This is a genomic window from Granulosicoccus sp. 3-233 (assembly GCF_052681095.1).
Genome location: NZ_JBQYLE010000010.1, coordinates 170346 through 196375, shown reverse-complemented (window position 1 = coordinate 196375; position 26030 = coordinate 170346). Strand labels below are relative to the sequence as shown.

Annotated in this window: 21 protein-coding genes; 11 read left to right on the top strand and 10 right to left on the bottom strand. The window is 56.8% G+C overall.

The window, feature by feature from the left end; all coding sequences use genetic code 11:
• The first annotated feature begins 365 nt into the window (after positions 1–365).
• The 7 genes from ACUNV4_RS23075 to ACUNV4_RS23045 all read left to right on the top strand — a co-directional run bounded on the left by ACUNV4_RS23075 (position 366) and on the right by ACUNV4_RS23045 (position 9525).
• The gene (locus ACUNV4_RS23075) at positions 366–1415 is read left to right on the top strand and encodes a LacI family DNA-binding transcriptional regulator (RefSeq protein WP_430880993.1); all 1050 of its coding nucleotides are present in this window, start codon (positions 366–368) and stop codon (positions 1413–1415) included.
• A 99-nt stretch (positions 1416–1514) separates the two neighbouring features.
• Positions 1515–2777 (top strand): ABC transporter substrate-binding protein, encoded by a 1263-nt coding sequence (locus ACUNV4_RS23070; RefSeq protein WP_430880992.1) that lies wholly within the window; start codon positions 1515–1517, stop codon positions 2775–2777.
• Positions 2778–2845: 68 nt separating this feature from the next.
• The gene (locus ACUNV4_RS23065) at positions 2846–3763 is read left to right on the top strand and encodes a carbohydrate ABC transporter permease (RefSeq protein ID WP_430880991.1); all 918 of its coding nucleotides are present in this window, start codon (positions 2846–2848) and stop codon (positions 3761–3763) included.
• A complete protein-coding gene (locus ACUNV4_RS23060) occupies positions 3760–4590 on the top strand; it encodes a carbohydrate ABC transporter permease (protein WP_430880990.1) in 831 nt (276 codons plus the stop codon). Before ACUNV4_RS23065 ends, ACUNV4_RS23060 begins: the two co-directional genes overlap by 4 nt.
• A gap of 81 nt (positions 4591–4671) precedes the next feature.
• Positions 4672–5673 (top strand): ABC transporter ATP-binding protein, encoded by a 1002-nt coding sequence (locus ACUNV4_RS23055; RefSeq protein ID WP_430880989.1) that lies wholly within the window; start codon positions 4672–4674, stop codon positions 5671–5673.
• Positions 5674–5698: 25 nt separating this feature from the next.
• On the top strand, positions 5699–8095 hold the full coding sequence (locus tag ACUNV4_RS23050; RefSeq protein ID WP_430880988.1) for a glycoside hydrolase family 3 N-terminal domain-containing protein: 2397 nt from the start codon (positions 5699–5701) through the stop codon (positions 8093–8095).
• A 320-nt stretch (positions 8096–8415) separates the two neighbouring features.
• Positions 8416–9525: a hypothetical protein gene (locus ACUNV4_RS23045; protein WP_430880987.1), complete on the top strand. Its 1110-nt coding sequence runs from the start codon at positions 8416–8418 to the stop codon at positions 9523–9525.
• Positions 9526–9749: 224 nt separating this feature from the next.
• Here ACUNV4_RS23045 and ACUNV4_RS23040 read toward each other — a convergent pair whose 3' ends face one another.
• The 8 genes from ACUNV4_RS23040 to ACUNV4_RS23005 form a co-directional block, all read right to left on the bottom strand.
• The gene (locus ACUNV4_RS23040; protein WP_430880986.1) at positions 9750–10598 is read right to left on the bottom strand and encodes a DUF1206 domain-containing protein; all 849 of its coding nucleotides are present in this window, start codon (positions 10596–10598) and stop codon (positions 9750–9752) included.
• The gene (locus ACUNV4_RS23035) at positions 10595–11290 is read right to left on the bottom strand and encodes a phosphatase PAP2 family protein (protein WP_430880985.1); all 696 of its coding nucleotides are present in this window, start codon (positions 11288–11290) and stop codon (positions 10595–10597) included. Before ACUNV4_RS23035 ends, ACUNV4_RS23040 begins: the two co-directional genes overlap by 4 nt.
• Positions 11291–12196, bottom strand: coding sequence for a diacylglycerol/lipid kinase family protein (locus ACUNV4_RS23030; protein ID WP_430880984.1), 906 nt, complete (start codon positions 12194–12196; stop codon positions 11291–11293). It abuts the gene before it with no gap.
• 449 nt (positions 12197–12645) lie between these two features.
• Complete coding sequence (gene acnA, locus ACUNV4_RS23025) at positions 12646–15267, bottom strand: aconitate hydratase AcnA (protein ID WP_430880983.1); 2622 nt, start codon at positions 15265–15267, stop codon at positions 12646–12648.
• An 18-nt stretch (positions 15268–15285) separates the two neighbouring features.
• Positions 15286–16290 (bottom strand): TRAP transporter substrate-binding protein, encoded by a 1005-nt coding sequence (locus ACUNV4_RS23020; RefSeq protein ID WP_430880982.1) that lies wholly within the window; start codon positions 16288–16290, stop codon positions 15286–15288.
• Between the two features lie 82 nt (positions 16291–16372).
• Positions 16373–17695 (bottom strand): TRAP transporter large permease, encoded by a 1323-nt coding sequence (locus tag ACUNV4_RS23015; RefSeq protein ID WP_430880981.1) that lies wholly within the window; start codon positions 17693–17695, stop codon positions 16373–16375.
• Positions 17692–18231, bottom strand: a complete 540-nt coding sequence (locus ACUNV4_RS23010; RefSeq protein WP_430880980.1) for a TRAP transporter small permease — start codon at positions 18229–18231, stop codon at positions 17692–17694. The genes ACUNV4_RS23015 and ACUNV4_RS23010 overlap by 4 nt, the downstream gene beginning before the upstream one ends.
• Before the next feature lie 137 nt (positions 18232–18368).
• The gene (locus ACUNV4_RS23005; RefSeq protein WP_430880979.1) at positions 18369–19289 is read right to left on the bottom strand and encodes an SMP-30/gluconolactonase/LRE family protein; all 921 of its coding nucleotides are present in this window, start codon (positions 19287–19289) and stop codon (positions 18369–18371) included.
• Positions 19290–19369: 80 nt separating this feature from the next.
• Here ACUNV4_RS23005 and ACUNV4_RS23000 point away from each other — a divergent pair, with 80 nt between their 5' ends.
• Positions 19370–20290, top strand: coding sequence for an amidohydrolase family protein (locus ACUNV4_RS23000; RefSeq protein ID WP_430880978.1), 921 nt, complete (start codon positions 19370–19372; stop codon positions 20288–20290).
• 195 nt (positions 20291–20485) lie between these two features.
• Entirely contained in the window at positions 20486–21436 is a 951-nt protein-coding gene (locus tag ACUNV4_RS22995; protein ID WP_430880977.1) for a GntR family transcriptional regulator, read from the top strand.
• Positions 21437–21563: 127 nt separating this feature from the next.
• On the opposite strand, the gene otnK is transcribed toward ACUNV4_RS22995, so the two are convergent.
• Both otnK and ACUNV4_RS22985 read right to left on the bottom strand, forming a co-directional pair.
• Positions 21564–22886: a 3-oxo-tetronate kinase gene (otnK, locus tag ACUNV4_RS22990; RefSeq protein WP_430880976.1), complete on the bottom strand. Its 1323-nt coding sequence runs from the start codon at positions 22884–22886 to the stop codon at positions 21564–21566.
• A 124-nt stretch (positions 22887–23010) separates the two neighbouring features.
• The gene (locus tag ACUNV4_RS22985; protein ID WP_430880975.1) at positions 23011–24075 is read right to left on the bottom strand and encodes an isocitrate/isopropylmalate dehydrogenase family protein; all 1065 of its coding nucleotides are present in this window, start codon (positions 24073–24075) and stop codon (positions 23011–23013) included.
• A 379-nt stretch (positions 24076–24454) separates the two neighbouring features.
• On the opposite strand from ACUNV4_RS22985, the gene ACUNV4_RS22980 reads away from it, so the two are divergent.
• The gene (locus ACUNV4_RS22980; RefSeq protein ID WP_430880974.1) at positions 24455–25414 is read left to right on the top strand and encodes a Bug family tripartite tricarboxylate transporter substrate binding protein; all 960 of its coding nucleotides are present in this window, start codon (positions 24455–24457) and stop codon (positions 25412–25414) included.
• Between the two features lie 83 nt (positions 25415–25497).
• On the top strand, positions 25498–25971 hold the full coding sequence (locus ACUNV4_RS22975; RefSeq protein WP_430880973.1) for a tripartite tricarboxylate transporter TctB family protein: 474 nt from the start codon (positions 25498–25500) through the stop codon (positions 25969–25971).
• Positions 25972–26030: the final 59 nt, after the last annotated feature.

The following is a 26030-nucleotide window of genomic DNA, read 5'->3' as shown; positions in this document are numbered from 1 at the left end:
CTCGGGAAGCTCGGGAAGCTCGGGAAGCTCGGGAAGCTCGGGAAGCTCGGGAAGCTCGGGAAGCTCGGGAAGCTCGGGAAGCTCGGGGTGATATGAATAGTCGACACTTCCTGCTGAATCGAATCGCCAGGATCTTCAATGAGGAGATCTACATCAGAAATGATGGGATCACATCATTTGAGGGATGTCATCGAAGAATCGACAGATAGATGTTCTAAAGGCCTGTTTTCAAGCCGCTTAACGTGTGTCTGGCAATGCAGTTATCAATTACTGATTGATAATTTGAGCTGAATCAATCAAAAAAAGATTTGATAACGTCAAATCGTGTGTTATGTTCGCATCACTCTCTGTAATCAGGCATCCCGATGTCGAAGCCCACCCTCCAGGACGTCGCTTCTCGCGCCGGTGTCAGCATGGCCACCGTGGACCGCGTGCTGCACGCACGCGACGGAGTCAGTGAACGAGCGCGTCGCAATGTTGCGGAAGCCGTTCGTGCGCTCGGTTTCGGCCGTCTGGATGGTATCGAGGTCGGCAAGGTTCGCGACTCTATGCGCTTTGCCTTCCTGCTGCCAGAGCACGACACGGGCTCGGGTTTCACCAAAGCCATGCACGCGGCCGTGGAGCACTCACCGGCGGCCGTCATGGACGTGGACGTACTGCCGCAAGTGCATGAATTGCCAGTCGGAGACGGTCAGGCGGTTGCAGCGGCGCTTGACGCGCTCGATCCACGCGAAGTGGATGGCGCAGCCGTATTCGCCGTCGATACGCCTGGCGTTCGCCAGGCCATCAACGCCGCCGTCGATCGCGGCATCCCTGTTGTCACGCTAGTCACCGACATCCAGGGATCACGCCGCCAGCGTTACGTTGGTGTCGACAATCTGTCGGCAGGTCGTGTCGCAGGCACCTTGCTCGGGCGCTTCGCCGGAGAACGGCAAGGACCGGTCGCACTGGTCACCGGCCCACGTCGCCAGCGCGACCAACTCGAGCGCCAGCTCGGCTTCGAGCAGGTCATCGAGGAGCGGTTTGCCGGGCTGAAGGTATTACCCGTCGTGCAGGGCGATGCGCGCGGCGACGTCAACCGCAAGCTGGCAATCAAGCTGCTCGAACGCCATGAAGATCTTGTGGGAATCTATTCGCTGGCCGCCGGCAATGCAAGCCTGCTCGAGGGCTTGAGCGACGGCATGGCTGCTTCGGGGGCCGAGCGCAGGCAGCCGCTGTTCATCGCGCACGAGCTGTCGCCGGCGATGCGCGCCGGGCTGCTCGATGGTCGCGTTGACGCGATCCTCGCCCAGAGTATCGACCACATCGCCAGAAGCGCCGTTCGAGTGCTGCGCGCGTGTTCCACCAACGCAAACATCATTGATTCTCAGGAACGTATTCGTATCGACGTCTACTTCGCAGACAACCTGCCTTGAACCAACGCGTCACGGCCTGATAGCCGAAGGGGTCCTGGATGCCCCGACTTCTTCCACCACCACAAGCCAGAACCTTTCCACAGAGGAGTACCAACTCGCATGAAGAAATGCAATTGCGCGATCGGCGTCGCCGTCGCTCTCACCGCTCTGACCCTCACTCCGGTCATGGCCGATACCGAAATCACGATTCTCGCCGTCGAGCTCGATGACCAGGCACAGAAGCAGTATTACGCCGATATCGCAAAGAGTTTTGAAGAGGCGAATCCGGGGATCAGCGTCAACCTCGAATACATCGCCAACGAGGCCTACAAGACGAAACTCCCGACGCTGTTGCAATCCGATGCTCGCCCCGATGCATTCTACAGCTGGGGAGGTCTGACACTGAGTGAACAGGCCGAGGCCGGCTTCACGAAGGACATCTCGACGATAGTGAGCGAAGATCTGAAGGCATCGATACCGGACGGTACGCTCGACGCGTTTCGGGTCGACGGTAAACTCGTCGGTCTGCCACTGTACGTCTCGGATGTACTCTTCTGGGTCAACACCAGGCTCACCGAGAAAGCCGGGGTTGACCACAAGGCGATCGAGACCTGGGATGACTTCCTGGAAGCGGTGAAGACACTCAAGGCCGCTGAGATCACACCGATCATCGTTGGTGGTCAGGACAAGTGGCCCCTGCACTTCTACTGGAGCTACCTGGCGTTGCGAATGGGCGGTGGTGATGCGTTGCCGATGGCAGTGTCCGGTGAGGGCGAGAACTTCACCAGCAAGCCATTCGTCGAAGCAGGCGAAAAATTCGTTGAACTGATCGAGCTCGAACCCTTTCAGCCGGGTTTCATGTCCGCGAACTTCGACACCGCCGGTACGCTGTTCAGCAATGACGAGGGCGCATTTCATCTCATGGGCGGATTTACCTACCCCGGCATCATCAAGCAGGCAGAGGAAGGTGCGCCTCTGACAGACGAGACGCTCGACGTGATCAGCTTCCCGACGGTCGAAGGTGGTGCCGGCGGTGATGTGACTCTCGGTGGTGTCAATGGCTATGTCGTGACACCGGGTGCACCTGATGAGACGGTTGCCTACCTCGAGTACATGCTCAGCATCGACAACCAGAGAAAAGGGGGAGCGAGCGGTTTCTGGCTGCCTATTGTCGAGGGGTCTCAGGATGCCATCGAGAACCCCTTCTTCCGTAAACAGGCCGATGATGTCGCTGCCGCGTCGCACCACCAGATCTATCTCGACCAATACCTCGGAGCCTCGGTAGGCGCTACGGTGAATGACATATCGGCAGATCTTGCTGCCGGTGCAACCACCCCCGAGGAGGCCGCAGAGCAGATTCAGGAAGCCTGGGACTTTCGCTAAAGGCCTGCTCGATGCGTTCGCCCTTGCGCCGAGCGCATCGAGCCCCCTTCGACTCAAGAGAGCCAGACATGTCATCAACAACAACGGAGTCGTTCCCCGAGCGACTGGGGCGTACGCTGCGAGACGGCCGCTTTACGGCAGTTGTCCTGCTGCTTCCGCCTGCACTTGTATTATTCAGTCTGTTTGTCATCGTGCCGCTCGCCGAGTCCGGCCGCTATGCCTTCTTCGACTGGAATGGCTATGGTGAGCCTGCAGACTGGGTGGGAATCGAGAATTTCGAGCGCATGTTCGGGCACTCGGTGTTCCATCAGGCTGTCTGGAACACCATCAAGCTGGTACTGGTGTCCTTGCTGGTGCAAATGCCGCTCGCTCTCGCCCTGGCACTCATGATCTACCGAAAGACACCAACCAATGCCGCGTTTCGGTTGATTTTCTTCCTGCCCTTCATTCTTGCAGAGATTGCCGCTGGTCTGATCTGGAGCTTCGTGTTCGATGGCAACTATGGGGTTGCAGCGGGTATCACACACGCCTTCGGCGGGGAGCCCTACTTCGTTCTGGGTGATCGCACCTGGGCGTTTGTCGCGATCATGACCGTGATCGTGTGGAAGTACTTCGGTTTCCACATGATGATCTACATCGCCGCCTTGCAGGGAGTACCGCACGATCTGGTGGAAGCGGCGAAGATCGAGGGTGCGAAAACGCTCGACGTCGTGCGCCACGTGCAGATCCCGCTGATCAAGCCAGCCATCATGGTCAGCGCCTTCTTTGCCATCATTGGCGCTCTGCAGGTGTTCGATGTCATCATCCCGCTGACCAACGGGGGGCCATCGAACAGCACGCAGACCGTGGTCACCTATCTCTATACCTTCGGATTGTCGCGCCTGAAGATAGGCTTCGGTAGTGCCGTCGGAATTGTATTGTTCGTGGCGGCGGTGCTGATTGCCGTGTTCTACCAGCGTTTTTCCAACCGAGCGGTGTCGACATGATGAAAGGCGGCTTGGCGCGCGAGCTCATGCGCTTGACAGTGTTGTGCATCGTGGCGGCCTTTGTGCTGGGCCCGCTGATTGCCACAGCACTGGGTGGCTTCAAGAGCAATCTGGAAATACGTACCAATCCGATGGGATTGCCTGCCTCCTGGGAGCTGACGCACTACCTCAGCATCATTCGCGATCCGAGCTTCTGGAGTTATCTGGGCAACTCGCTCGTGATATCGCTGTTGACTGTTTTGCTGACGCTGCTGGTCGGCGCGGCGGCTGCCTATGTTTTTGCGCAGATTCGATTCTTCGGCTCTCAGATGCTGTTCTCCTACCTCCTGCTCGGACTCATGTTTCCGTTTGCGACAGCGATACTGCCACTGTTTCTGAAGGTGCGCGATCTGGGCATCCTTGACACCTACTGGGCGGTCATTCTTCCGCAGACCGCATTTGGTCTGAGTCTTGCGATTCTGCTTTTCCGTACCTTCTTCGAACAACTTCCCAGGGAGCTTTTCGAGGCCGCCTATGTCGATGGCTGTGGATACGTGCGTTTCTTCTTTCGATTCACTCTGCCACTGTCCACACCGATTCTTGCAACGGTCGGCACCTTCGTCTTCGTGCAAAGCTGGAACAACTTCCTGCTGCCGCTTGTGGTGCTCAATTCTCGCGAGGCCTTCACCTGGCCACTGGGCATGATGCAGTTTCGCGGCGAGTACATGACCGCCTGGAACCTCGTGCTCGCCTTCGTGACGCTCACTATCCTGCCCGCGATCGTGTTCTTCCTTGCGGCCCAGAAGTACATCGTCGCGGGTTTGACCGGCGGCGCGGTGAAGGGATGATGTGCATGCACCGTTGTACTCAAGCACGTCAATCCCGTGCCGTTGTCCGCCTCTTTTCCACTCTCAATGGAGTCGCATTCCATGGCTGATGTACAACTGAGGCAGATCGCCAAGAGCTTTGGCTCTGTCGAGGTGATCCCCGGACTCGATCTTGATATTCCCGACGGTTCTTTTACCGTACTCGTCGGACCTTCCGGCTGTGGCAAGTCGACGCTGTTGCGCATCATCTCGGGACTGGAGCGCCCGACTGCCGGAAACGTCAGCATCGGTGGGCGCGACGTGACGCGTGATGAACCGTCGAAACGCGGCATATCGATGGTGTTTCAATCCTACGCCCTGTACCCACACATGACCGTTGCGCAGAACATCGACTTCGGGCTTCGTCTGGCAAAAATGCCCGCCGACGAGCGAGAACGACGGGTGGCCGAGGCCGCCCGGATTCTGCACCTCGAACCGTTGCTCGACAGGAAGCCCGCCGAGCTTTCCGGCGGTCAGCGTCAACGGGTGGCCATTGGACGCTCCATCGTGAGAGAGCCCGGTGTATTCCTGTTCGACGAGCCGTTGTCGAATCTTGATGCAGCGCTTCGAACGCAGATGCGCATTGAACTTGCTCAGCTGCACGAGCGCTTCGACGCAACAATGGTTTATGTGACGCATGATCAGGTCGAGGCGATGACACTTGCCGATCAGATTGTCGTCATGAATGGCGGCAGCATCGAGCAGGTTGGCGCGCCCATGGAGCTTTATGAGCGTCCCCGCACCGAGTTCGTCGCAACCTTCATCGGCTCGCCGAAGATGAACCTCCTGCCGGCGAGGGCAGTGGGCCGCAACGACGCCAGGAATGCGGGCGTGCGCCCCGAACACATCCGCCTCGACGAAAATGGCGGTGACTGGCTTGCCGAGGTTGTCGTCGTGGAAAATCTCGGCAGTGATACCGTCGTCTATCTGGAGTCCGAGGACTTCGGCCCCCTGACGGTACGGGTTGCGGGCCACCAGAGCCTTGCGACTCGCGCTCGCGTCTGGCTCACTCCCGAGCCCGGGCACGTGCACCTGTTCGACGCCAACGGCGTACGCTTACCATAACCTTTCCGAAGAGCTTCCGACAGAAATGACGACCTACACCTACCTTGACTCCGCACAACCAATCGAGGCGCGTGTGGAGGATCTTCTCGCGCGCATGACAGTCGATGAGAAGATTGCTCAGATGCATGCCCTGTGGCTGTTTCTTTCCGAAGACGGTCGCCATGAGATACGGTCGGACCAATTCACCGGCGCTGGTGGCTCGGACACGGCCGAGCGCATGCTCGAACACGGACTCGGCCAGATAACGCGTCCGCTTGGAACTGCAAGTGTAGACCCTCGGTCAGGTGTGCGTGCACTGAACCAGCTGCAGAAATTCCTCGTCGAAGAGACCCGGCTCGGCATCCCGGCACTCTCCCACGAAGAGTGTCTGACCGGGCTCATGGCGCGCGATGCAACGCTGTTTCCCTCGGCGCTTGCGTTCGGCGCAAGCTGGGATCCCGAGCTGATCGAGCGTGTCGGGGCTGCAATCGGCGATGAATCGGTATCGATCGGAGCGCACCAGGGGCTTGCTCCGGTGCTCGACGTGATACGCGACGCTCGCTGGGGGCGTACTGAAGAGGCGTTCAGCGAGGACCCTTGGCTCACGGGCGTGCTCGCGACTCGCTACGTGCGTGGTCTTCAGGGACCGGACCGGCGTCTGCTTGCCACGCTCAAACACTACGTCGGGCATTCGTCCAGCGAAGGTGGCAGGAACCACGCCCCCGTTCATCTCGGCCCTCGCGAACTCGCCGATGACTTCATGCTACCGTTCGAGATGGCCGTGAAACTGGCCGACGCGGGCTCGATCATGCCAGCCTATCACGACATCGACGGCGAGCCGGTGCATGCCTCCAGGCGCCTCCTGACCGAGGTACTCAGGGATGAATGGGGCTTTGATGGGATCGTGGTCGCCGACTATATCGGGGTGAGCCTGTTGCACAAGCATCATGGCATCTCTGCCAGCGAAGCAGAATCGATAGCCTTGGCCGTACGCGCGGGACTCGACATCGAGTTGCCTGGCAGTGACTGCGCAGTACACCTGAAGCATGCGCTTGAGCGCGGACTGATCACCCTTGAGGTTATCGATCTGGCAGTGTCGCGAGTACTGCGCGAAAAGTTCCGGCTCGGCCTGTTCGAGCACCCCTACACGGACGATACCGCTGTGTCATTCAGATCCCCTGCAACGCTCGAACTCGCGCGTGAGGTGGCCGCTCGTTCGATCACGATTCTCGACAACGATGGCACGCTGCCGCTGGCCACGTCTGCGCGCATTGCGATCGTCGGACCGACCGCCAATGATCCACTTGCGATGCTCAGCGATTACAGCTTTCCGGTTCATCTGATCGGACACGGTGGCAAGGAAGACGTTGCGAGCGTCGTGACGCCATTGGCTGGATTCGAGGCTGCGTTCGGCAAAGAGCAAGTCCGCTTTGCCCAGGGTTGTTTCGTGCTGGAGGAACGTGGAGAGGGTGGCGCAGTATTCCCTGGCGACATGGATGACAGCGTTGGTCTCGACATGCGTTCGAATGTATCGACCCGCACCGATCTGTTCGACGAAGCGGTTGCTGCGGCGAGCGAGGCCGACGTGGTCGTGGCCTGTCTCGGGGATCTTTCCGGTATTTTCCTGACCGGAACCGTCGGTGAGGGCTCGGACGTTGACACGCTCGAGCTGCCGGGTGTGCAACGTGAGCTGCTCGAAGCACTGGTGAATACCGGAAAACCGGTGGTTGCGGTGATCACCAGCGGGCGACCCTACAACCTCGGTGGGCTGGAATCCCGTCTCGCCGCCCAGGTCATGGCCTGGTTCGGCGGTGAGCAGGGAGGATTTGCCCTGGCAGATGTGCTGACAGGTGTCATTGAACCGTCTGGTCGTTTACCGCTGTCAATACCTCGCAGCGCCGGTGCATGCCCGTACTTCTACAACCACAAGCTCAAGAGCTCGGGTACACCCATCGCGCGTCACTTCGGTAGTGACTACCCCTTCGGCCACGGACTCTCTTACACCCGCTTCGAGTATGCGGATCTCGAGCTCGACACCGACTCGGTGGCCAACAATGACGCCGCCGATGTCACGCTGTCGTTCACGGTCAGAAACGTCGGAGAGCGGTCGGGATTCGAGCTGGCTCAGCTCTACATTCGCGACTCGGTGGCCTCGGTGGTGCGACCCGTCAAGGAACTCAAGGGCTTTGCTCGCGTGGAGCTCGCTGCCGGGGACGCCGCCAGAGTTGCAATCACGCTGCCTGTGGACATGCTTGGTTTCACGGGACTCGCTGGCCGGCGTATTGTCGAGCCCGGTAGCTTCGAGTTCATGATCGGGGCATCGAGCAATGACATCCGGCTGCGAACCGAATTCGAGATCACCGGCGAGGTACGAGAGCTCCCGCGTGACTGGCGCATGGAGAGTACTGCTCTTGTTCGACCATCAAGAGATGATGTTGCCTGACCAGGCGCTGTGCGAGGCGAATCCTGCTTGAGATTCCTCTTGCACCACTGAGATACCAGCAGCAGAATTCGCTGGCATTCCCGGTTTGTCCTGACATGGGCAGACCGGGTTCGAAGAAGGCCGTTACGGGAAACATCCCGGCGTAGCACCCGTTGTCGGTTTGCGTTTCCATCAGTCCGCAGTTTGTCGCGTTGCCGAAAGAGGAAGGTGTGATGCAGTGGAAATAATGCAGGCTTGGATATCGGTGAGGAGATAAGTCTGGATGTAAATCGACTCCATGGGGTATGGTAAGGATCAATCGGGTAACTGGGGATGGCGTTATGCGTCGTATCGTCAACACTCTGCTGCTGGTATTGCCGATCCTCGTTGTCAGTGCTTGTTCCGATGGGTCCTCCTCGGTGGTGGACGACGGCATCAATGGTGAGGACGGCGGAGATTCCGGGACCGTTGATGATGGTGTCAACCCGGGAGATCTTTCGAATCCGGAGCCTGTGACGGCGGATACTGCCGTTTTCCTCGACTTGCCATATCGGCAAGCGCTCTCAGAGCTGGACGATATCGTCACCGGGGATATTCATCCAGGGGGTGCTTCATTCAGCGATTACTTCGAGTTTGCCGTGAGTCCTGCGTGGATCGATGAACTGATGGCGAACGACGTGTCGGATTGTTCCGGTGGTGGTACCGTCGAGTATCTCTACGCGGCAGATGGCAGCGGTAACGAGAGCGGTGGGGTATTGTTCACTGAGCAGACCTTCCGATACGCCAACTGCGTGACGAATGCCGGATTCGTCAATGGTACGATCGTGATTCGGCAGGATGAAGTGACATCGGGCACGGACAGTGAGCGCAGAGCTAGCACCTCGTTCACTATCGAGTTTTCCCAGCCGGAGGCTGAAGGTACGTTGAACGGCGTACTGGTGATCGAGCAGCGTTCCACGTTTCTGTTTATTCCTGTCTGTGGCAGCACGGAGTCGAATGAGCGGACAGTCTCGCTGACGCTTGAGAACAGTTCTGTGGTGAATATTGCCGACTCTGAAACAACGCATTATTACGCCACACTTGATCACGCTCAAACGGATGAGACCGAGTTGATCTGTGAAGACGGTGTGGAAAGCTCCGAGGAGTCAAGCCGTTATGCCAGTGCGGCAACTTATACGAAAACTTCGGCAGACGAGGTGATCGCCTATCAGATCGACAAGACCGGAGAGGTCAACACCGCGACAGCCGAATCTGATGAAATCAATGACCTGGCACGATTTGTCGCCAGAGTTGATATACAGGATATGCCAACGCAGGTAATGACGATCACCGCTACCAGCCCCGCGGGGGAGGCCTGGAATGTCGTCATTCAGCAAGGAGAATCCAGCGTTCAGTTCACTGACGAGCAGAATTTCAGGGAGCTGACAGAAAGTGCTTTGCGCATCTACTGAGGTCTTTGCTGATGCTTCAACCAGCGACGAACAGGGGGAAGTCGAACGCCACGACATCGAATTGCCGGAAGCAGGGAAGGCGTGCGCCATGAAGTCAGGCGGTGACATGCAGGGAAGTCGTTTGCCACGCTGACATGAGGCGGCCTGTGTTGTCGGCTTCTACATTCACTGAGCAAGGGAGCTGGATGCCTGAAGTGGGTGCAACGCGTTCGCCATGATTGCTCTTATTCGAGTTGTTCCTCCATCTCGGCATCTTCCACGTTGATACGTCGCCATATGGCTTCAATGAAGGAATAGGCCGCAAACATCATCAGGCCGCATCCCAGCAACACCAGCAGAAAGGCGCCAAAGGGAAGCTGTTGTACGAATGCAAGGGCTTCATCCAGGCCGGGAGCCTGCGTCTCGCTGGGTGAGTAGGTCATGATCCGGTAGAACAGGAGTACAGCAATGATGGCGAAGACGGAACCCCTTGCCGTCAGACCAGCTATTGAAATCGGATGCACATATTCCATCGGTGCGTCTTCAGTGCGGAGATGCTTGGCATAACCGCAGGTCACGGCCTTGTACCAGTGTGACAGCGCAACCCCGGAGAACACCAGCAACATGATGATCAGCACTGGCTTGGTACCGATCACCCCTGCCAGGCGGTCAGCAATGCTCGGGGATGAGTCGGAGCGGGCAAATGCCAGCAAACCTACGAGTGACAGCGCATAGGTTGTCAGCAATGAGTAGGTAATGGCGCTGGCCAGCAAGCCGCCTCTGACGGCAAGACCCTTGGGTGACCAACCGTGTGAGTCGGTGTCCAGCAGGGACTGGATCAGCCGCCAGATCACCAGGCCGACCAGACCCAGTATCAGAATGCCGATCAGCACCTTGCCGAAAGGTTGTTCCAGGATGGTTCTCAATGCGCCGCGGGAGTCCTTGTTGCCTTGTGTTCCCAATCCGGACAAGACGGCGAAGAAGCCGATGATGACGTACACCACGCCTCTGGAAGCGTACCCGATGCGTGCCAATGGTCTGATCCAGTCGTGAGGTAGAAACGCCAGTCCCGGCTTGTCGCGTTTTTCCGTCACGTGGATCTCCCGTATTGTCCGATTCTGCGTTTGTTGTCAGCCAGATAGTGCGCGCACAACCAACTACCGCAGGCCCAGGCGACGCCCAGCAGCCAGCCCGCGAGTACATCGGTCGGCCAGTGCACACCGAGAAAGACGCGGCTGAATCCGATCAGTAATGACAACCCGATGGCAAGGCCAAGGAGTAGAATTCGCAGGCGATTCTCCTGAATGAAGCGCGTCATCACCAGTGCCAGGGTCAACCAGACCACCATGCTGACCATGGCGTGCGCACTGGGAAAACTCGATGTATAGATCTGGTCAAGATGAACGAACAGATCAGGTCTGGGCCTGTCGAATACCAGTTTCATCAGGCTTGACAGTGCACTGCCGCCGGCCACGCTCACCGTCAGAAACAGTGCCGCCTTTTTCTTGCCTACCGATACAAGTCCAGCGACGGCGGCGAACATGACCAGCACGATGATCGGATACCCTCCCAGCGCCGTGATCTCGATCAGTGATTCCCGAATCCATACCGGTCCGCTCGTTTCCCCATCCTCGTTTCTGAGCCAGCTCAGGACCGTGCGGTCGAATCCTGTCGTCATGTCCCGACTCACGATCAGGGACAGACCCGCGAATGAAACCAGGGAGAAAAGAGTCAGACACCAAGCCAGTGTCGTCGACGCGCTGATCTGGCTGCTATTGTTCGTCATTCATTCACCACTGGCCTGATCGGGCAAGAGAACTCTGAGGGATCGAGGGTGCGTCTGCAGGGTCATGGTGTTGCCGAGATTGATGATTTCACCATCCAGCATTCCCCAATTGCGCTTGCGCGGTAACTGCAGGATCACCTTCCTGCCAACCGTGTCATGCAGATAGGGATTGTCATTCGTGGCCCCCATCATGGTGTCCACGATCAAACGGATGGCAGCCATGAAGCGAATCGGGTCACTGTAGTAGACACCCAGTACGCCACCGTCAGGAATGTCCGCGTAGGGAATATGCCCTTCACCAAACACATTGTTGGTGACTGACAGGGCGGACACCCGGCGCGTGCCGAACGATTGGCCGTCGACCACCAGGCCGACCTTGAAGCGGGGCGGATGAAAGACCACGCGGCCGAACGCTCTGATGGAGGCGATGATCTTGGACAGTCGAGAACCGTACGCCATGGTGTTGCGCAGACGAACGGCCTGAGCATGCAGACCAACGGTGAACTGGTGCAGGAAGACCTGGTCATCGATCGTTGCCACATCCACCTCGGTCAGATGCGACGCCGAGTAGGCCGCTGCGCATTCGATGATGTCCTGAGGCAAGCCCAGCGTGCGCGAATAGAGGTTCATGGTGCCGCCTGGAAGAATCGCCAATGCAATCTCGTTGGACCATGCCATTTTCGCTGCCGCGGATACGCTGCCGTCACCGCCTGCGACCAGTAGGCAATCAGGATTGTGACGCATGGCAGATTGCAGGGACTCATTCACGGACCTCGCTTCGGTGTGCCACGATACGAGGTCCAGGCCCGCATTGCCGAGCGCCTGCCGCAGCGTGATTCTGAGCAGTTCAATATTCACGTTGCGCAGCGTGCCGCTTTGCGGATTCAGAATGACGCTGACCTTCATGACGCCCACAGAGACAGCACGCGATCCATCGAGAACATCTCTAGAGTAATCATCACAAGACCGAATCTCTGGCGACAGGCAGACTCTCGGTCGCGGGTTGGTTCCCGACATCAGATTCTGCGATAGCCTTGCCTGGCAACATGTTCCGGATCCTGAGCACTACCCATGGTTGGAAGAAACAGGCAGGATTCTTCACCCGCTGCTGAGTTGTTCAAGCGGGCGACAGGATGTCACTCGATTGACATGCCCATGTTTTCATCATTCCCGAAGGTCTGCCCGAGGTTGTAGTGTTTGCACACCTCGAGTGAGCAGGTTCCTTGGCTGGGGTGGCTGCGCTTGTCAGTCTGTCGAGTGGGCACCTCTGGAACGGCCATGGCGCTGGTGTGGCAGAACCGCTCCACCTGTCTGTTCGCCTGACGCGGAAGAAGTACCAACCATGATGCGGGTGTTCACGTTGGAAAGTGACCCATGGCCTGGTCCAGAACATGCGAAAACATGCCACCCTTCTGCAGTACCAAAGCCTCCATTCGCGTCTCGACGGCCGCTACCGCCGCGACCGAAGTGACTTGACCATTCTGGTGCTGTATGTCGATGTGGCAGGCGTTGCCAGGTGTGAGAGTCTCTCCGGCAAGCTTGACATGCAGACAACTGCTTTCGGTGAGTCCGTTGCTCAGGGCTTCCGACAGAACCAGTGGTAACACACCCATGCCGATCAGGTTGGTGCGATGAATGCGTTCGAAGCTCAGGGCAATCACGGCACGCACTCCCAGCAGGGCAATGGCCTTGGCCGCCCAGTCCCGGGAAGAGCCCATGCCGAAACGGTGCCCTGCAACAATGACAGTGGAACGGTGTTCAGAGCGATAGCGTCGAGCAGCTTCGGTCAGGATCACCAGTTCACCGGTTCCAGCATGGCGTGTATACCCGGCGGGAATGTCATGGCCCAGATGGTTGACCACGGACATGTTGGAGAACGCACCCCGCAGCATGACCTCCCAGTTTCCTCGATACGCGGCATAGACCGTCATTCCGGATTCGGTTTCCCCCGCAGCCCGCAGCCATTGGCCTGCAGCGCTGAGCGGGTCGACCCAGCCAGCTGGAGAGATGTGATCGGTGGTGATGTCGTCTCCCAGAGCGAGGAGCGGATTTGCCTCGAAATGGTGGTGATAGTCTCGATACTTGCGAGCCGCGAAGGGTGGTGGCCTGAGCGAGCTGGACTGCGCAGACCAGGGGAAGCACTGTGAATCCGAGACCTTCAGAGAATCCCAGGCGGGATGTCGTCTGGCAGCCAGGTATTCTGTCGTTACGTCATCCTTCAGGCAGTTTGCAAGCAGTGTCTGTTGTACAGCCTGCGCTGACGGCCAGATGTCATGCAGATAGACAGGCTTGCCATCGTTGCCAATGCCCAAGGCTGTTTCCTGGATATCCTCGAGTACATCGCCCTTGAGTGCATAGGCGATGACCAGGGCCGGTGAGGCCAGCAGGCCAAGGTTCAGTTTCGGGTGAACCCTGCCGGGGAAGTTGCGATTGCCCGAGAGAACGGCAACAACGGCTTTTTCCTGTTCAAGTGCGCTTTCGATGATCGCCGGCAAGGGGCCAGAGTTGCCGATGCAGGTTGTGCAGCCGAATCCCACGATATGAAATCCGAGCTGCTCCAGGTCAGGCAGCAACCCGGCCCGAACCAGATACTGACGTGCGGATGGCGAACCGGGGGCCAGGGAGGTCTTTACCCAGGGCTTTGACTGCAGACCTCGTTCACGGGCCGCTCTTGCCAGTAGCCCAGCGGTTATCAGCAAGGCGGGATCGGTCGTGTTGGTGCAACTGGTAATGGCTGCGATACCCACAGCGCCATCCGGCGGTGTATTCCCCGCTGATGGCTCATCCGCATTCAGCTTGCGTTGTAATACGCGTTCGATGGCGCCACGGGCTTCCTGGCTACTGAGCAGATCCTGAGGTCTTCTGGGGCCGGCAAGGCGTGTTCGGACCGAGGCGAGATCCAGCGTGAGGGTCTTGTCATATCGGGGGCTGGCCTGTGGGTCGAACCACAGGCCCATGGCGCTCAGGACCGTTCGCACGAGGTCAAGTTGATGGGCTGGTCTATTGGTGGCTGCAAGGTAATCGATGGACATGCCATCGACAGGGAAGTAACCCGTGGTGGCACCGTATTCGGGCGCCATGTTGGCGACGACGGCCCGCTCTCCAACAGACAGTCCGCTGACGCCGGGGCCGTGGAATTCGACAAAGTCCCCGGTGACATCCAGCATTCTCAACTCGTGGGTCAGGCGCAGAGCCAGATCGGTGGACTGCACGCCCGGCTTGAGTTTTCCAAGGAGCTTGACGCCTGTCACACGTGGCAGTTTCATGGTGATCGCCTGGCCCAGTGCGATGCCTTCCGCCTCCAGGCCTCCGATGCCCCATCCCAGCACACCCAATCCATTGACCATCGGGGTATGACTGTCTGTGCCGACCATGAAGTCAGGATAGGCCTGATGGTATCCATCGCTCCCCTTGGAGTTGCCTTCGAGGTGTACTACGGACGAAAGTTGTTCCAGGTTGAGGGTGTGCATGATGCCTGTCCCGGGTGGGTGTACCGTGATGTTGCCCATGCAGTTGGCCGCCCATTTCATGAAAGCATATCGTTCGCGGTTGCGCTCGTACTCATGTTCCAGATTCATGGGCAAGGCAGCCGGACTGGCGTAGTGATCGACGGCAGTGGAATGATCCACCGAGACATCCACTGGTAGAGTCGGCTTCAGTGAGGCCGGGTTCAGACCTTCATGAGCGAGTACATCGCGCATCGCTGCCAGATCGACCAATGCTGGTGTGCAAGTGGTGTCGTGCATCAACAGCCGGTTGGGACGCAGTGTCAGTTCATGCTCGCAAGGCTTGCCCTCCAGCCAGTCATCCAGTGCGTGAAGCAATCGTGGGATCACATCTGCGCCTTCCAGGCGGATGTGGTTCTCTACCAGAATGCGCAGTACCATGGGGAGTTGCACAAGTCGGTGACCCAACAGGGCCGGCAGATCGAGGAGTCTGACCGGCCCTGATTCGTGCTCTACATCGATATGCTTCATCGTGAAGAAGAGGCCGGGCTATTGGACATTGGCAATTTCCTTCAGGCGCGTCATGACTTCTTCGCCGACGAGTTGGTCGCCGAGCTCGTTCCACACCGGTTGCATGGCCGTGACCCAGGCCTGCTTCTGCTGTTCATCGAGCGTGTGAACCTTCACGCCTTCTGCTGCCATGAAGTCGACCGCGGCATCATTGATCAGAACCACATTCTCGATGTTCCAGGCGGTGGCCACATCCAAGGCGGCCTGTACTTCGGTTTTGATGTCTGCCGGCATATCGTCCCACCATTGCTTGTTGGCGCCAACGAGGTAAAAGGAATACTGGTGGTCTGTCATACTCAATTGGTCGATCATCTGATAGGTTCCCGAGCCTTTCCAGGAATTCGGCGTGACCTCCCCGGCATCGATGACACCCTGTTGCAAGGCAGTGGGTGCCTCACTCCAGTTGATGCCCACGGCGTTGGCCCCGACGGCCTCCCAGGTCTTGACGAAGATCGGTGCTGACTGGACACGAACCTTCATGCCATCAACGTCCTCGGGCAGAAGTACTGGCTTGTCACCTCGATAGCCGAGATCGCGGGGGCCATTCATCCAGACCGCGATGATTTCGATATTCTGCGCATTGAGCTCCGGCATGAAGGCACTACCCACGACAGGGTCGGCGATGGCATTGCTGATCTCTTCCGGAGTGTTCAGCATGAAAGGCAGATTCAAGGCACCGACCTTGGGAGTGACAGAGCTGTATATTCCTGTCGTGGGAGAGATGATATGAGTGCCGCCGAGTTGCAGACCCTGAATCTGGCTCTGTTGATCGAACAGAGTGCCACTGTGGTGCAACTCCAGATCGATGCGATCGCCCAGGCGCTGTCTGATTTCGCTGGCCAGCAGTTCGAATGTCTGTCCCTTGAGACCTTTGTTGTTGTTGTCATTGGACATGATCATCTGATAGTCGGCAGCCGTAGCCGGACCTGCAAGCAGCGCGCAGGTCAAAGCGCTGGCAAGCATGGGCAGATATCGTGGTTTCATGGTGGTTTCTCCGGTGGTTGTGGTGTCTTGTCGCGAAGCGGTCGAGTTCACGTATGGTTGGCTGAAGACGTTTCCGACTTCGCTACTGCATCAGCCCTGGCAGGTAGAGTGATATGGCTGGCACGAAAGTAACCAGCATCAAGGTGATCAAGGTCGCGATAGTCCAGGGCAAGGCCGCCTGGAATACCTTGAGAACCGGAATGCCGGAAACACTGCTGGCAACGAAGAGGTTCATGCCTACTGGCGGTGTGATGAGTCCAAGCTCGATGTTGACGACCATGATGATGGCGAATTGCACCGGGTTGATGCCCAGCGATTCGGCGGCAGGGACCAGCAGTGGTGAGAAGATGAGAATAGTGGGTACGCCTTCGAGAAAGAATCCGACGATCACGAGCAGGATATTGACGCAGATCAGAAACACGAAAGGTGAGAGGTTCAGGTCGAGCACCAGTTGGGCCAGTGAGGCTGGCAATCCGATCTTGGTGATGAAGAAGCCGAACAGCAGGGCATTGGTGGTTATCCAGAAAATCATTCCCACGCGAGGCACTGCATCGGCCGTGACAGCTGGAATATCGCGCAGGCGTATTTCCTTGTAGATGAACAGTCCGATACCCAGGGCCAGTACTGCAGCGATGGCAGCTGCCTCCGTCGGCGTGAAAATGGCACCACCGTCGTAGTTGAGGCCCATGAAGCCGAATGCCGGAAATCCGTAGATGCCAATGATGATCAGAACTGGCAGGGACAGTGCTGGCAGACTGTTGCGCAGTGCCGAAGTCAGCTCAGCGGCGGAGCTGCGAGAGCGCAGGCTGATGGAGGGTTCGCCAATTGCCAGTATCCGTGCGGTGAACAGCAACAATGCGCCGTAGATCAGACCCGGGATGATGCCGGCAATGAATAGTGAATGAATGGGTGTCTCTGTAACAAACCCGTAGAGAATCAGAGGAATGCTGGGTGGAATGAGAATACCGATGGAGCCGGAAGTGGCCAGCGCGCCTATGGCATATCTTTTCGAATACCCTTCCTTGAGCAGTGATGGATAGAGAATGTTGCCAACGGCGGCGACGGTTGCCGGACTGGAACCGGAAATGGCTGCGAAGAAAATGCAAGTCAGTACCGTTGTCATTCCCAACCCGGCCTTCAGGTGGCCAACCAGTGCCTGTGCCAGTTCGATCAGGCGTTTGACCAGGCCTCCTCGCTCCATGAAGCCGGCAGCCAGAAAGAAAAACGGTATGGCCATGAGTGTGAAATGGTTCAGGTTGCTGAACAGTTTCTGCCCGACGATGCCCGTCGGTATCGGGGAGAAGATCATGGCTGATACAACTGCGGAGCCACCCAGTGCAATGGCGATTGGAGCGCCGATGACGATCAATGCCAGAAAAAGCAGAGCCAGAGTTGCCACAATCATGGTGTCTGATCTCCGTCAGCAGACTGATTCAAGGAGGATTGGAAAGTCTTTTCCAGGCTGTGCGTGTCTGCTTGCTTGCGTATACCCCAAATGATCATCAAGTAGCGCAATGAGAAAAACAGCATGGTTACTGGAATGATGATGAAAAAGTAGATCTGCTTGAATCCGATTTCCGGGTGCAATGCTCCGATCCTGTTGATGAAGCGCGCATAGAAGATGCTGTCATACAGGTAGTACAAGCACAGCGCTGCGGTGACCAACAGCATCAACAGGTTCAATATCGCTCTTGCTCTGGCACCGACCATCCCCGGTAGCAGGTCTACTCGGGGGTGATAGCCTTCTCGAATGGCTCTGGATGCTCCGAACAGCATGGCCCAGATAAGCGCTGTAACCAGACCCGCTTCCAGCCAGTGGATGCCGGTATTGAAGACATACCGCAGTACAACCTGTACCACGGCCATGGTCAGACCGGCCAGTGTGAGAGCGATCATCATGAATCTCTCGACACTACTCAGTACACGATCAAGCATTCTCATTCGAAGACCCCTTGATGGGCTTCATTCTTCAGAGCGGTCTGGAGAACGGTGCATTGTCATGCGAGCCCTTGATTGGATTTTAAGCTCTAATAAGCCAATTAAGCAAGTTTTGCTTCCAATTCGCCTGCCTGATTCGATCAGGCGTGTGCAAACATGGGGGCGCCGCCGACATCCAACTCGATTTGAAGAATCGAACTGGATTCGGCTTCAGTGATGAACAGGGTTCGGTTATCCTTGCCACCGAATGCACAATTGGCCGTCAGCAGCCCGGCTGGTGAACGAATGCGAAGCAGAGGTTCACCAAGCCGACTCATGTGCCAGACTGTGCCCATCCCCATATGGCCGATCAGCAGGCTGCCATCACTGGCAAGAGCAAGACCGTCGGGGCCGGCCAATCCACCAGATAGCTGGATGAAGGTGCCACTCTTGGCAACTGTTCGCCCATCGGGTAGAAAGCGTATTCGCCATACAGAGTTCGAGCGAGTCACCGCCAGATACAGCTGCGACTCGTTCTCGTTGAACACCAGCCCGTTGGGACTGGCGAGGTTGTCGATCAGGCATTGCAGAACACCGTTCTCCTGCAACCGAAAGAGCCTTCCATACGGGGCGTGTAGTCCGCTTTGACCCTGGTCGGTGAAATACAGATCACCGTTGGATGCGAAATGCAGATCATTGACGCCATGGAACCGTTCGAGGCCCGGTCTGGTCAGCAACGGTTCCACCTTGCCATTGACAGGGTCCATGACCAGGATGCCGTGTGCATGATCTGCGATGAAGATGCGCCCATCTCGATGAATCTTCAGCCCATTGGGCTCGCCGTCATAATCCGCCACGATGCTGACATCGCCATCGGTGTCGAAGCGCAGGATTCGGCCATAGGCAATGTCCACGCAATAGAGCCTGCCTTCGCGATCAAAGGACGGGCCTTCGAGAAAGGCCTTGATAGGCTTGCCGGGATGTTGCACGGATAGCCAGTCGGATTTGGCGGGATTGCCTGCCAATTCGTCCGGAACAGTTGCAAACACAGAGGCAAGCCTGTCAGGTGGGGCTGCAAACATGGCGTTCTCCTTATTGTATTTATATATATAAATGTGCAATATTGTCATGATCCTTGAAATAACTCGTCGGTGCAACAGCAATGAGCGATGCCAATAGGCGTTGGGCCTTTGATGACGAAAATCCTGTCTGCGATACCCATGTGCATGTCTTCGACACCAGAAACCATGCAATGGCGGATACGCGCAGCTATACGCCGGGAATGGCGACAGTGTCGATGCTGCGGTCGATGCATCATGCCAACGGCATCGGGCGTACAGTTCTGGTGCAGCCCAGTGTTTACGGCAGTGACAACAGCTGCCTGCTGGAAAGCCTTGCGCGCGTAGGTATCGAGAAGGCGCGTGGTATTGCAGTGATCGACCCACAGCATGCAGACAGCAAGCTGCTGCTACGTATGCATCAGTCTGGTGTTCGTGGACTGCGTGCCAATTTCAAGACAGGTCATACTGCCGAGGTGGCTTCAGCGAGGGATTACCTTCAGGCTCTGGACGAACTGCCGGGAGAGCTTCCCTGGATCCTGCAGAGCTTCAGTCGGAGCGAACAGTTGCTGGAGCTTGCAGACTGCATTGCTGCCTGCAAGCGGCCCTTTGTTCTGGACCACTTTGCGGGACTGAAATTCGACGGCGATGACATCGGGAGGCAGGTTGATGGCATTGTTGACTTGCTGAACCAGCCGAACGTCTATCTGAAGCTGTCAGCCCCTCATCGTGCATTGAACTATGGTGGCTTTGATACGCGAATGCCCCTGTTTGTCGAACGTTGTCTGTCAGTGGCCCCGGACCGTATCATCTGGGGGTCGGACTGGCCCCATACCGGTCCATCTGCAGCCAGGGCCGGGCGCACTCTTGAACAGGTGGAGCCCTTCATGTGCATTGACGAGCATCGGGAGCTGCTGCAATTGTCGAGCTGGTGTGGTGGTGAGCTGTTGCAGGCGGTTCTGGTGAGGACGCCCGAGAGGCTTTTCGGCTTTGACGACCCAGGCGTCATGAGCGCAGGCTTCTGATGGTCCAGCAAACTGCTTTGACGAACGGCAAAAGCCGCAATGGCGGTACTCTGAACCGATGAGACTGCATTTGTTGCGTTGAGAAGAGCAGTGATATACTGGAAGCCAGGTTCGTGACGGATCGTGGATGTTACGTTTTCCAATCTTGCCAGTGATGGATTGATCCTTGAACTTTCCAATGTCGGGAATGCTTGCATGAAAACAAGAACGGGCGCGCTTGCGCTGGAGATAGCGCATGACATCTCCAGCCAGATTGCCTCAGGATCCATCGAGGTTGGTGCACATCTCAGTACGCAGCAGCTCGCCGACAAGTTCGGTGTGTCTCGATCGCCGGTCAGACAGGCACTGGTGCTACTGGCCGAACGCGGATTGCTCGAGCAACGCGCCAATCGAGGCTTCTTCGCCAATGAGCTCAGTGTTTCGGCCAAGTCGGAACTCGTTGGCGAGATTGCCCAGGCGGCGGTTCATCCGAATCACTATCATCAACTGGCCGATGACTGGTTGCATGACCGTATCCCGGCTGAGGTCACCGAACAGTTCATACGTGAACGCTACGAATTGACCAAATCCCAGCTCAATGATGTACTGGTTCGAGCTGTGCGTGAAGGTTGGGCAGAACGAAAGCAGGGCTATGGTTGGCGTTTTCTGCCAGTCGCAAAGACTCCCGAGGCTTTTGAACAGATCTACCGGTTTCGCATACTGATCGAACCTGCCGGCATGCTGGAGCCCGGGTTCCGTATCGATCATGACGTGCTGAATGAGCTTCGGCGTGAGCAGGAGCATGTATTGGCGTCGGATATCGACTCACTGCCTGCGGAGTACCTGCTCGACTGCGGAGCGCGATTTCATGAAGAACTCATGAGAATGTCGGGCAACCCCTTTTTTCACATGTCTCTGATTCGGGTCAACAGAATGCGTCGTTTGCTCGAGTATCGGGCGACGTTGAACCGCAAGCGTTTTGTTGGCCAGTGCGAAGAACATCTGGAAATCATCCACATTCTGGAGAAAGGCGACGTCACCGAAGCGTCCTTCCTGATGCGCCGTCATCTGGGTGGGGCGCTCTCCAGCAAATCACCGGTTGCCTGGCAGAATTCTACCGGCGAGGATAGCGTCGGTAGCGAGGAATTATTGTCGATCGAGCGTTGAACCGCCAGCGAATTTGCAAGGAGAAAGAAAGCAGTTGATCGCGATGCTTCTGATCCATGTATTGTATTTGTATCAATTCCGGGTCGAGCTGCGATACGGCTTGCCGGAGGGCGACCTGATGTTCCGATTACTGGTCAGGCGTTTCGTTGAGCATCCCCAGTGCCCTTTCAAAGAAATCCTCTTCACCGAAGTTTCCGGATTTCAGTGCCAACGCCACATTCTCGCCTTGTCTGCGTGAGAATGTCCACGGAACGCCGGGGGCGATTTCCTGACTGACTTGCAGTGTTGCCACACCAAGAGCTTTTACCACAGCTCCTGATGTTTCGCCACCAGCAGTAACCACTCGTTGCACGCCGTTGTTGCAGGCGTGGACTGCCAATGAGGCGAGCGATTTTTCAACAAGTTCTCCGCCTCGTTCTCGGCCCAGTTGCTCCTGTGTGGCACAGACACGTTCCGGGGCGGCTGTCGAGTAGATCATGACACTGTCATGCCCATTCTGGGTATCCAGCCAGCGCTTCGCCTGCTCAAGCTGATTTTCCGTGGCCAGTTTGAGCGGGTCCAGTTGAAATGACGGAACCTGCTGACAATAGCGGGCCACTTGTTTGCGAGTCATGGCTGAGCAGCTACCACTCAGAACGATACTGGCGTTGCGAGTCTTCGGCATGGCCTGTATCGATTCAGACTGATTCAGCCAACCGCGTTGTCGATAGAGTTCAGGAAGATGCAGTGCCAATGCGCTACCACCGGTGATCAGTGGCATGTCGATGGTTGCCTCCGCGATGGCGCGCAGGTCGCTCATGTCGATGGCATCAACGACCACATGCACAATTTTCTGTTCGGCAAGGCTGTGCAAATGACGACGGATGGCGTCGCTGCCATCACGAACGGTACTTCTTCTAATTGCACCGACGGCCATCGTTGTCTGGGGTTCCAGCAGCGCAAGCAGATTGCTGTTTCGCATGGGTGTCAGTGGATGGTCTTTCATGGGACTGTCGCTCAGCAAGCGGGTGCCCACAAACAGATGGGAGTTGTAGACAGAGCGACCATTTTCGGGAAATGCAGGGCAATAGACAGTCTGACGTTTTCCGGCATCATCGGCGGAAAGTTGCTGGAGTAGAGATTCGGCAACCGGTCCGATGTTTCCCTGGTCGGTGGAGTCGAAGGTGGAACAGTATTTCCAGTAAAACTGACGAGCCCCCTGAGCCTGCAACCAATGCAGTGCGTTCCGCGTTTCGCTCACCGCTTCCTTGACCGGAGAAGTGCGGCATTTCAAGGCAATGATCTCGAATGGCGCTGTGGCGAACGCAGCGACTGGATCGTCACCGACACTGCATTCCATGGAGGGGGTGCCCAGTCTGATGTTGATGGGAACGCCAGAGCGGGCAAGAATGCTTGCCAGATCGGTCGCCCCGGTGAAATCATCGGCGATGCATCCGAGTATCGTGTTCATGAAGACAGGTCCAGTTCGTATGCCGTTGTATGGGGTCGGTGCTGCATTTAATTTGTCAGGTCACTGGCAGGCGGCATGCAGGCATCTGTCACCTGAAACCGTCCTGCCAATACCGGTGGCTTGGTCAGATTGTGGCAGCCACCAATGCGGCGAATTCACTGGTTGACGTATTGCCTCCCAGATCCGACGTGTGGTGCCCGGGGTTGCTCAGTACGGTATCCACTGCGGCAGACAGTGCCGCGCCAGCCTCGTTGTAATTGCTGGCAGAGTGCTTGTCACCGAGCCAGGAAAGTAGCATCGATACCGAGAGAATCATGGAAACCGGGTTGGCAAGGTCCTTGCCCGCGATATCCGGTGCTGACCCATGTTGTGCCTGAGCGCAGCAGTGAGTGTCGCTGGCCATGATGGAACCAGCCAACCCGAGACTTCCGGACAGTTCGCTGGCCAGGTCGCTGATGATGTCTCCATAGAAATTGGTGGCTACCAGTACATCGAATCGCTCTGGTGAACGCACCATATGGGCGGTAGCAGCATCAACCAGCAGGTCATCCAGTTCAACATCCGGAAAATCCTTGCTGACATGCCTGACGCATTCCAGAAACAGGCCATCGGTCATGTGGAAACTGTTGGCCTTGTGGATGGCGGTCACTTTTCGGTTACGGGTCATTGCCAGCTCGAAGGCACGTCGCGCTATGCGCTCTGAACAATGGCGAGTGATCTTGCGGGTGGACAGAGCCATGTCCGGATTGGGCATCACCTCTCCCCAGCCGCGGCTCATGTTGCGGTCAGGATAGAACCCTTCGGTAGCCTCCCGCATGATGACAAGGTCCATGGTCTTGCCCTGTTTCATGTTGGATTCGAGAAAGGGGCGGGTGCGGGCTGGACGGACATTGGCATAGAGATCCAGACCGATCCGAAAACCGGCTGACACATTGCGTCCGCCTTCTTCAGGGGATGGGTAGTCGGCATGCGACTGCGTTCCCAGGATGACCCCGTCATAGTCTCTGGCACGTATCAGGACGTCTTCACGCAGGGTGGTGCCATGCTTTTTCAGGCTGTCGAAACCGACATCCTCGTAATCGAATGACAAATCGAGCTCGAAGCGTTTGTTGGCCTCGGTAAGCACCTTCATCGACGCCTCGACGATCTCGGGGCCAATGCCGTCACACGGCAACACCAGCAGTTTCATGTTTTTCACCTTGAAGTATCGATATCAATGGAAGAAAAAAGAATCCATTATTGAATTTTAATCACAATCTAATGCAATGTCTTTTTTCGGTAAGTTTTGTAAGTACTTGTTATTAAGGTTTTAAATATTTATTTGTGAAAATATCCAAATCCTAGATTGCATTTATACACCAAAAAAGACACTATGGCCATCAGTTGATCAATCCCGGACCGGCCGTAATGTGCGGTGACTGTCACCGATGAGTCAGGGTGAATTCGGGAAGGTCGACAGACATGTTCGTGAAGCCGTTCGGTGGCAGACCCGGGAGATGATTCCTTTCGGGCGCGTCGGCTGAACCTTCATCAATCAATATGGAGAGGAGCAGGTTGTGACTACAACGATGAAAAGCTATCTATACGGTTCGGTACTGGCGTTTTCGCTGGGATTTCCGCTGGCGCAGGTTCAGGCAGACAGTTATCCCGCTGAAGAGCTCAACTACACGGTTGCCTTCGGGCCTGGTGGCGGCAACGATCTGATGTCGCGCACGGTCGTGGATATTCTGAAGACGCATGAATTGTTCAATGGCCAGAATATTCGTGTGGAAAATCGCGATGGTGGCAGCGGCGCGATTGGATTCAACTACGTTGCTCAGCAACGCGGCAATCCCTACCACGCTACATCAACCAGTGGTAACTTCCTGGGAACACCCATCGTTTCCAACACTGGTTGGACTTACCGGGATTTCACACCCATAGGCTTGCTTGCACGTGATGCCATGGTGCTGGCCGTTCGCAGTGATTCGGGCTACGAGACATTGCAGGCATTCGTTGATGCCGCTGCTGAAAAGAACATGAAGATTGGCGGAACCGGTGCAGCTGGACCTGAACGGGTGGTTGCGGGTCTGTTTGCCAAAGCGGCGGACATCGACTTCACGTATGTGCCCTCCCAGGATGAAGGTGGTCTGGTGACCTCACTGACATCCAGTAGCATCGATGCCATCGTCGCCAACCCGTCCGAGGTCATCGGACAGGTATCTGCGGGCAATTTCAGGCTGCTGGGGTATTCAGAGCGTGAGAGAAGTACCGTTTTTCCGGATGTTCCCACATTTGCAGAACAAGGTTATGACTTCGAGTTCTCATTACCTCGCGGTGTGGTCATGCCCGCCGACATACCGGTCGAAGTTCGAGACTGGTGGGTCGAGACACTGAAGCAGGTTGTCGATACGCCGGAATGGAATGAATACCTGACGACCAAGGGACTCTCCGGCAATACCATCTGGGGTGATGAATTCGGTCATTACCTGGAAAGGACTGACGCAGACTTTCGCGGTGTTCTGACCGAGATCGGTGTCATCAAGTAGCTCCTGCAGCGGGCGAGAGCTGATCGTAATACAGCCCGTGATGGTTCAACGCCATTACGGGCTCCATTCTTTTCGAGGGTGTCATGCAACTACTGTTTTCCATCTCCTTTCTCGTGGCGTCACTGGCATTCACACTCCATGGCTGGACCACACTTGATGTTCTGGATTCACTAGGCAGGCCAGGAGCAGGTTTCTTCCCGGTTCTCATTGGTGTGCTGCTGATACTGACGACCGGATGGAACTGCGTCAAGGAATTGGAGGCAAAGCGCGCGCTTGTGAACGTTGACAAGTCGTCTGGTGCGGACAGTCACAACGGGTCGCATGGTCTCGATACCCTGGTGGTGGCTGCCCTGATTGTTGTCTTTCTGCTGGGTTTCAAGGCCCTGGGAAGTTTTCTGTCGATGGTGCTGTTCTGCCTGCTTTTTCTGTCCTGGTTCAATCGACAGAAGCTGGTCTTCAATCTGCTCTACAGCTTGCTTCTACCTGCGGGCGTCTATCTTCTGTTTGCCGTGGTTCTGCGCGCAGGGTTGCCAGCAGGAATTCTGGACTTTCATTGAGTCGATCGCTGGTTCCGGAGCGTCTGACGTAGTCTCTAATCGTGCTTATTTTCGAGTAT

Excerpts from the sequence above, each read along its gene's own strand:
- ACUNV4_RS23075 (WP_430880993.1), top strand. The coding sequence starts at position 366 with ATGTCGAAGCCCACCCTCCAGGACGTCGCTTCTCGCGCCGGTGTCAGC.
- ACUNV4_RS23070 (WP_430880992.1), top strand. The coding sequence starts at position 1,515 with ATGAAGAAATGCAATTGCGCGATCGGCGTCGCCGTCGCTCTCACCGCT.
- ACUNV4_RS23065 (WP_430880991.1), top strand. The coding sequence starts at position 2,846 with ATGTCATCAACAACAACGGAGTCGTTCCCCGAGCGACTGGGGCGTACG.
- ACUNV4_RS23060 (WP_430880990.1), top strand. The coding sequence starts at position 3,760 with ATGATGAAAGGCGGCTTGGCGCGCGAGCTCATGCGCTTGACAGTGTTG.
- ACUNV4_RS23055 (WP_430880989.1), top strand. The coding sequence starts at position 4,672 with ATGGCTGATGTACAACTGAGGCAGATCGCCAAGAGCTTTGGCTCTGTC.
- ACUNV4_RS23050 (WP_430880988.1), top strand. The coding sequence starts at position 5,699 with ATGACGACCTACACCTACCTTGACTCCGCACAACCAATCGAGGCGCGT.
- ACUNV4_RS23045 (WP_430880987.1), top strand. The coding sequence starts at position 8,416 with ATGCGTCGTATCGTCAACACTCTGCTGCTGGTATTGCCGATCCTCGTT.
- ACUNV4_RS23035 (WP_430880985.1), bottom strand. The coding sequence starts at position 11,290 with ATGACGAACAATAGCAGCCAGATCAGCGCGTCGACGACACTGGCTTGG.
- ACUNV4_RS23030 (WP_430880984.1), bottom strand. The coding sequence starts at position 12,196 with ATGAAGGTCAGCGTCATTCTGAATCCGCAAAGCGGCACGCTGCGCAAC.
- acnA (WP_430880983.1), bottom strand. The coding sequence starts at position 15,267 with ATGAAGCATATCGATGTAGAGCACGAATCAGGGCCGGTCAGACTCCTC.
- ACUNV4_RS23020 (WP_430880982.1), bottom strand. The coding sequence starts at position 16,290 with ATGAAACCACGATATCTGCCCATGCTTGCCAGCGCTTTGACCTGCGCG.
- ACUNV4_RS23015 (WP_430880981.1), bottom strand. The coding sequence starts at position 17,695 with ATGATTGTGGCAACTCTGGCTCTGCTTTTTCTGGCATTGATCGTCATC.
- ACUNV4_RS23010 (WP_430880980.1), bottom strand. The coding sequence starts at position 18,231 with ATGAGAATGCTTGATCGTGTACTGAGTAGTGTCGAGAGATTCATGATG.
- ACUNV4_RS23005 (WP_430880979.1), bottom strand. The coding sequence starts at position 19,289 with ATGTTTGCAGCCCCACCTGACAGGCTTGCCTCTGTGTTTGCAACTGTT.
- ACUNV4_RS23000 (WP_430880978.1), top strand. The coding sequence starts at position 19,370 with ATGAGCGATGCCAATAGGCGTTGGGCCTTTGATGACGAAAATCCTGTC.
- ACUNV4_RS22995 (WP_430880977.1), top strand. The coding sequence starts at position 20,486 with ATGAAAACAAGAACGGGCGCGCTTGCGCTGGAGATAGCGCATGACATC.
- otnK (WP_430880976.1), bottom strand. The coding sequence starts at position 22,886 with ATGAACACGATACTCGGATGCATCGCCGATGATTTCACCGGGGCGACC.
- ACUNV4_RS22985 (WP_430880975.1), bottom strand. The coding sequence starts at position 24,075 with ATGAAACTGCTGGTGTTGCCGTGTGACGGCATTGGCCCCGAGATCGTC.
- ACUNV4_RS22980 (WP_430880974.1), top strand. The coding sequence starts at position 24,455 with ATGAAAAGCTATCTATACGGTTCGGTACTGGCGTTTTCGCTGGGATTT.
- ACUNV4_RS22975 (WP_430880973.1), top strand. The coding sequence starts at position 25,498 with ATGCAACTACTGTTTTCCATCTCCTTTCTCGTGGCGTCACTGGCATTC.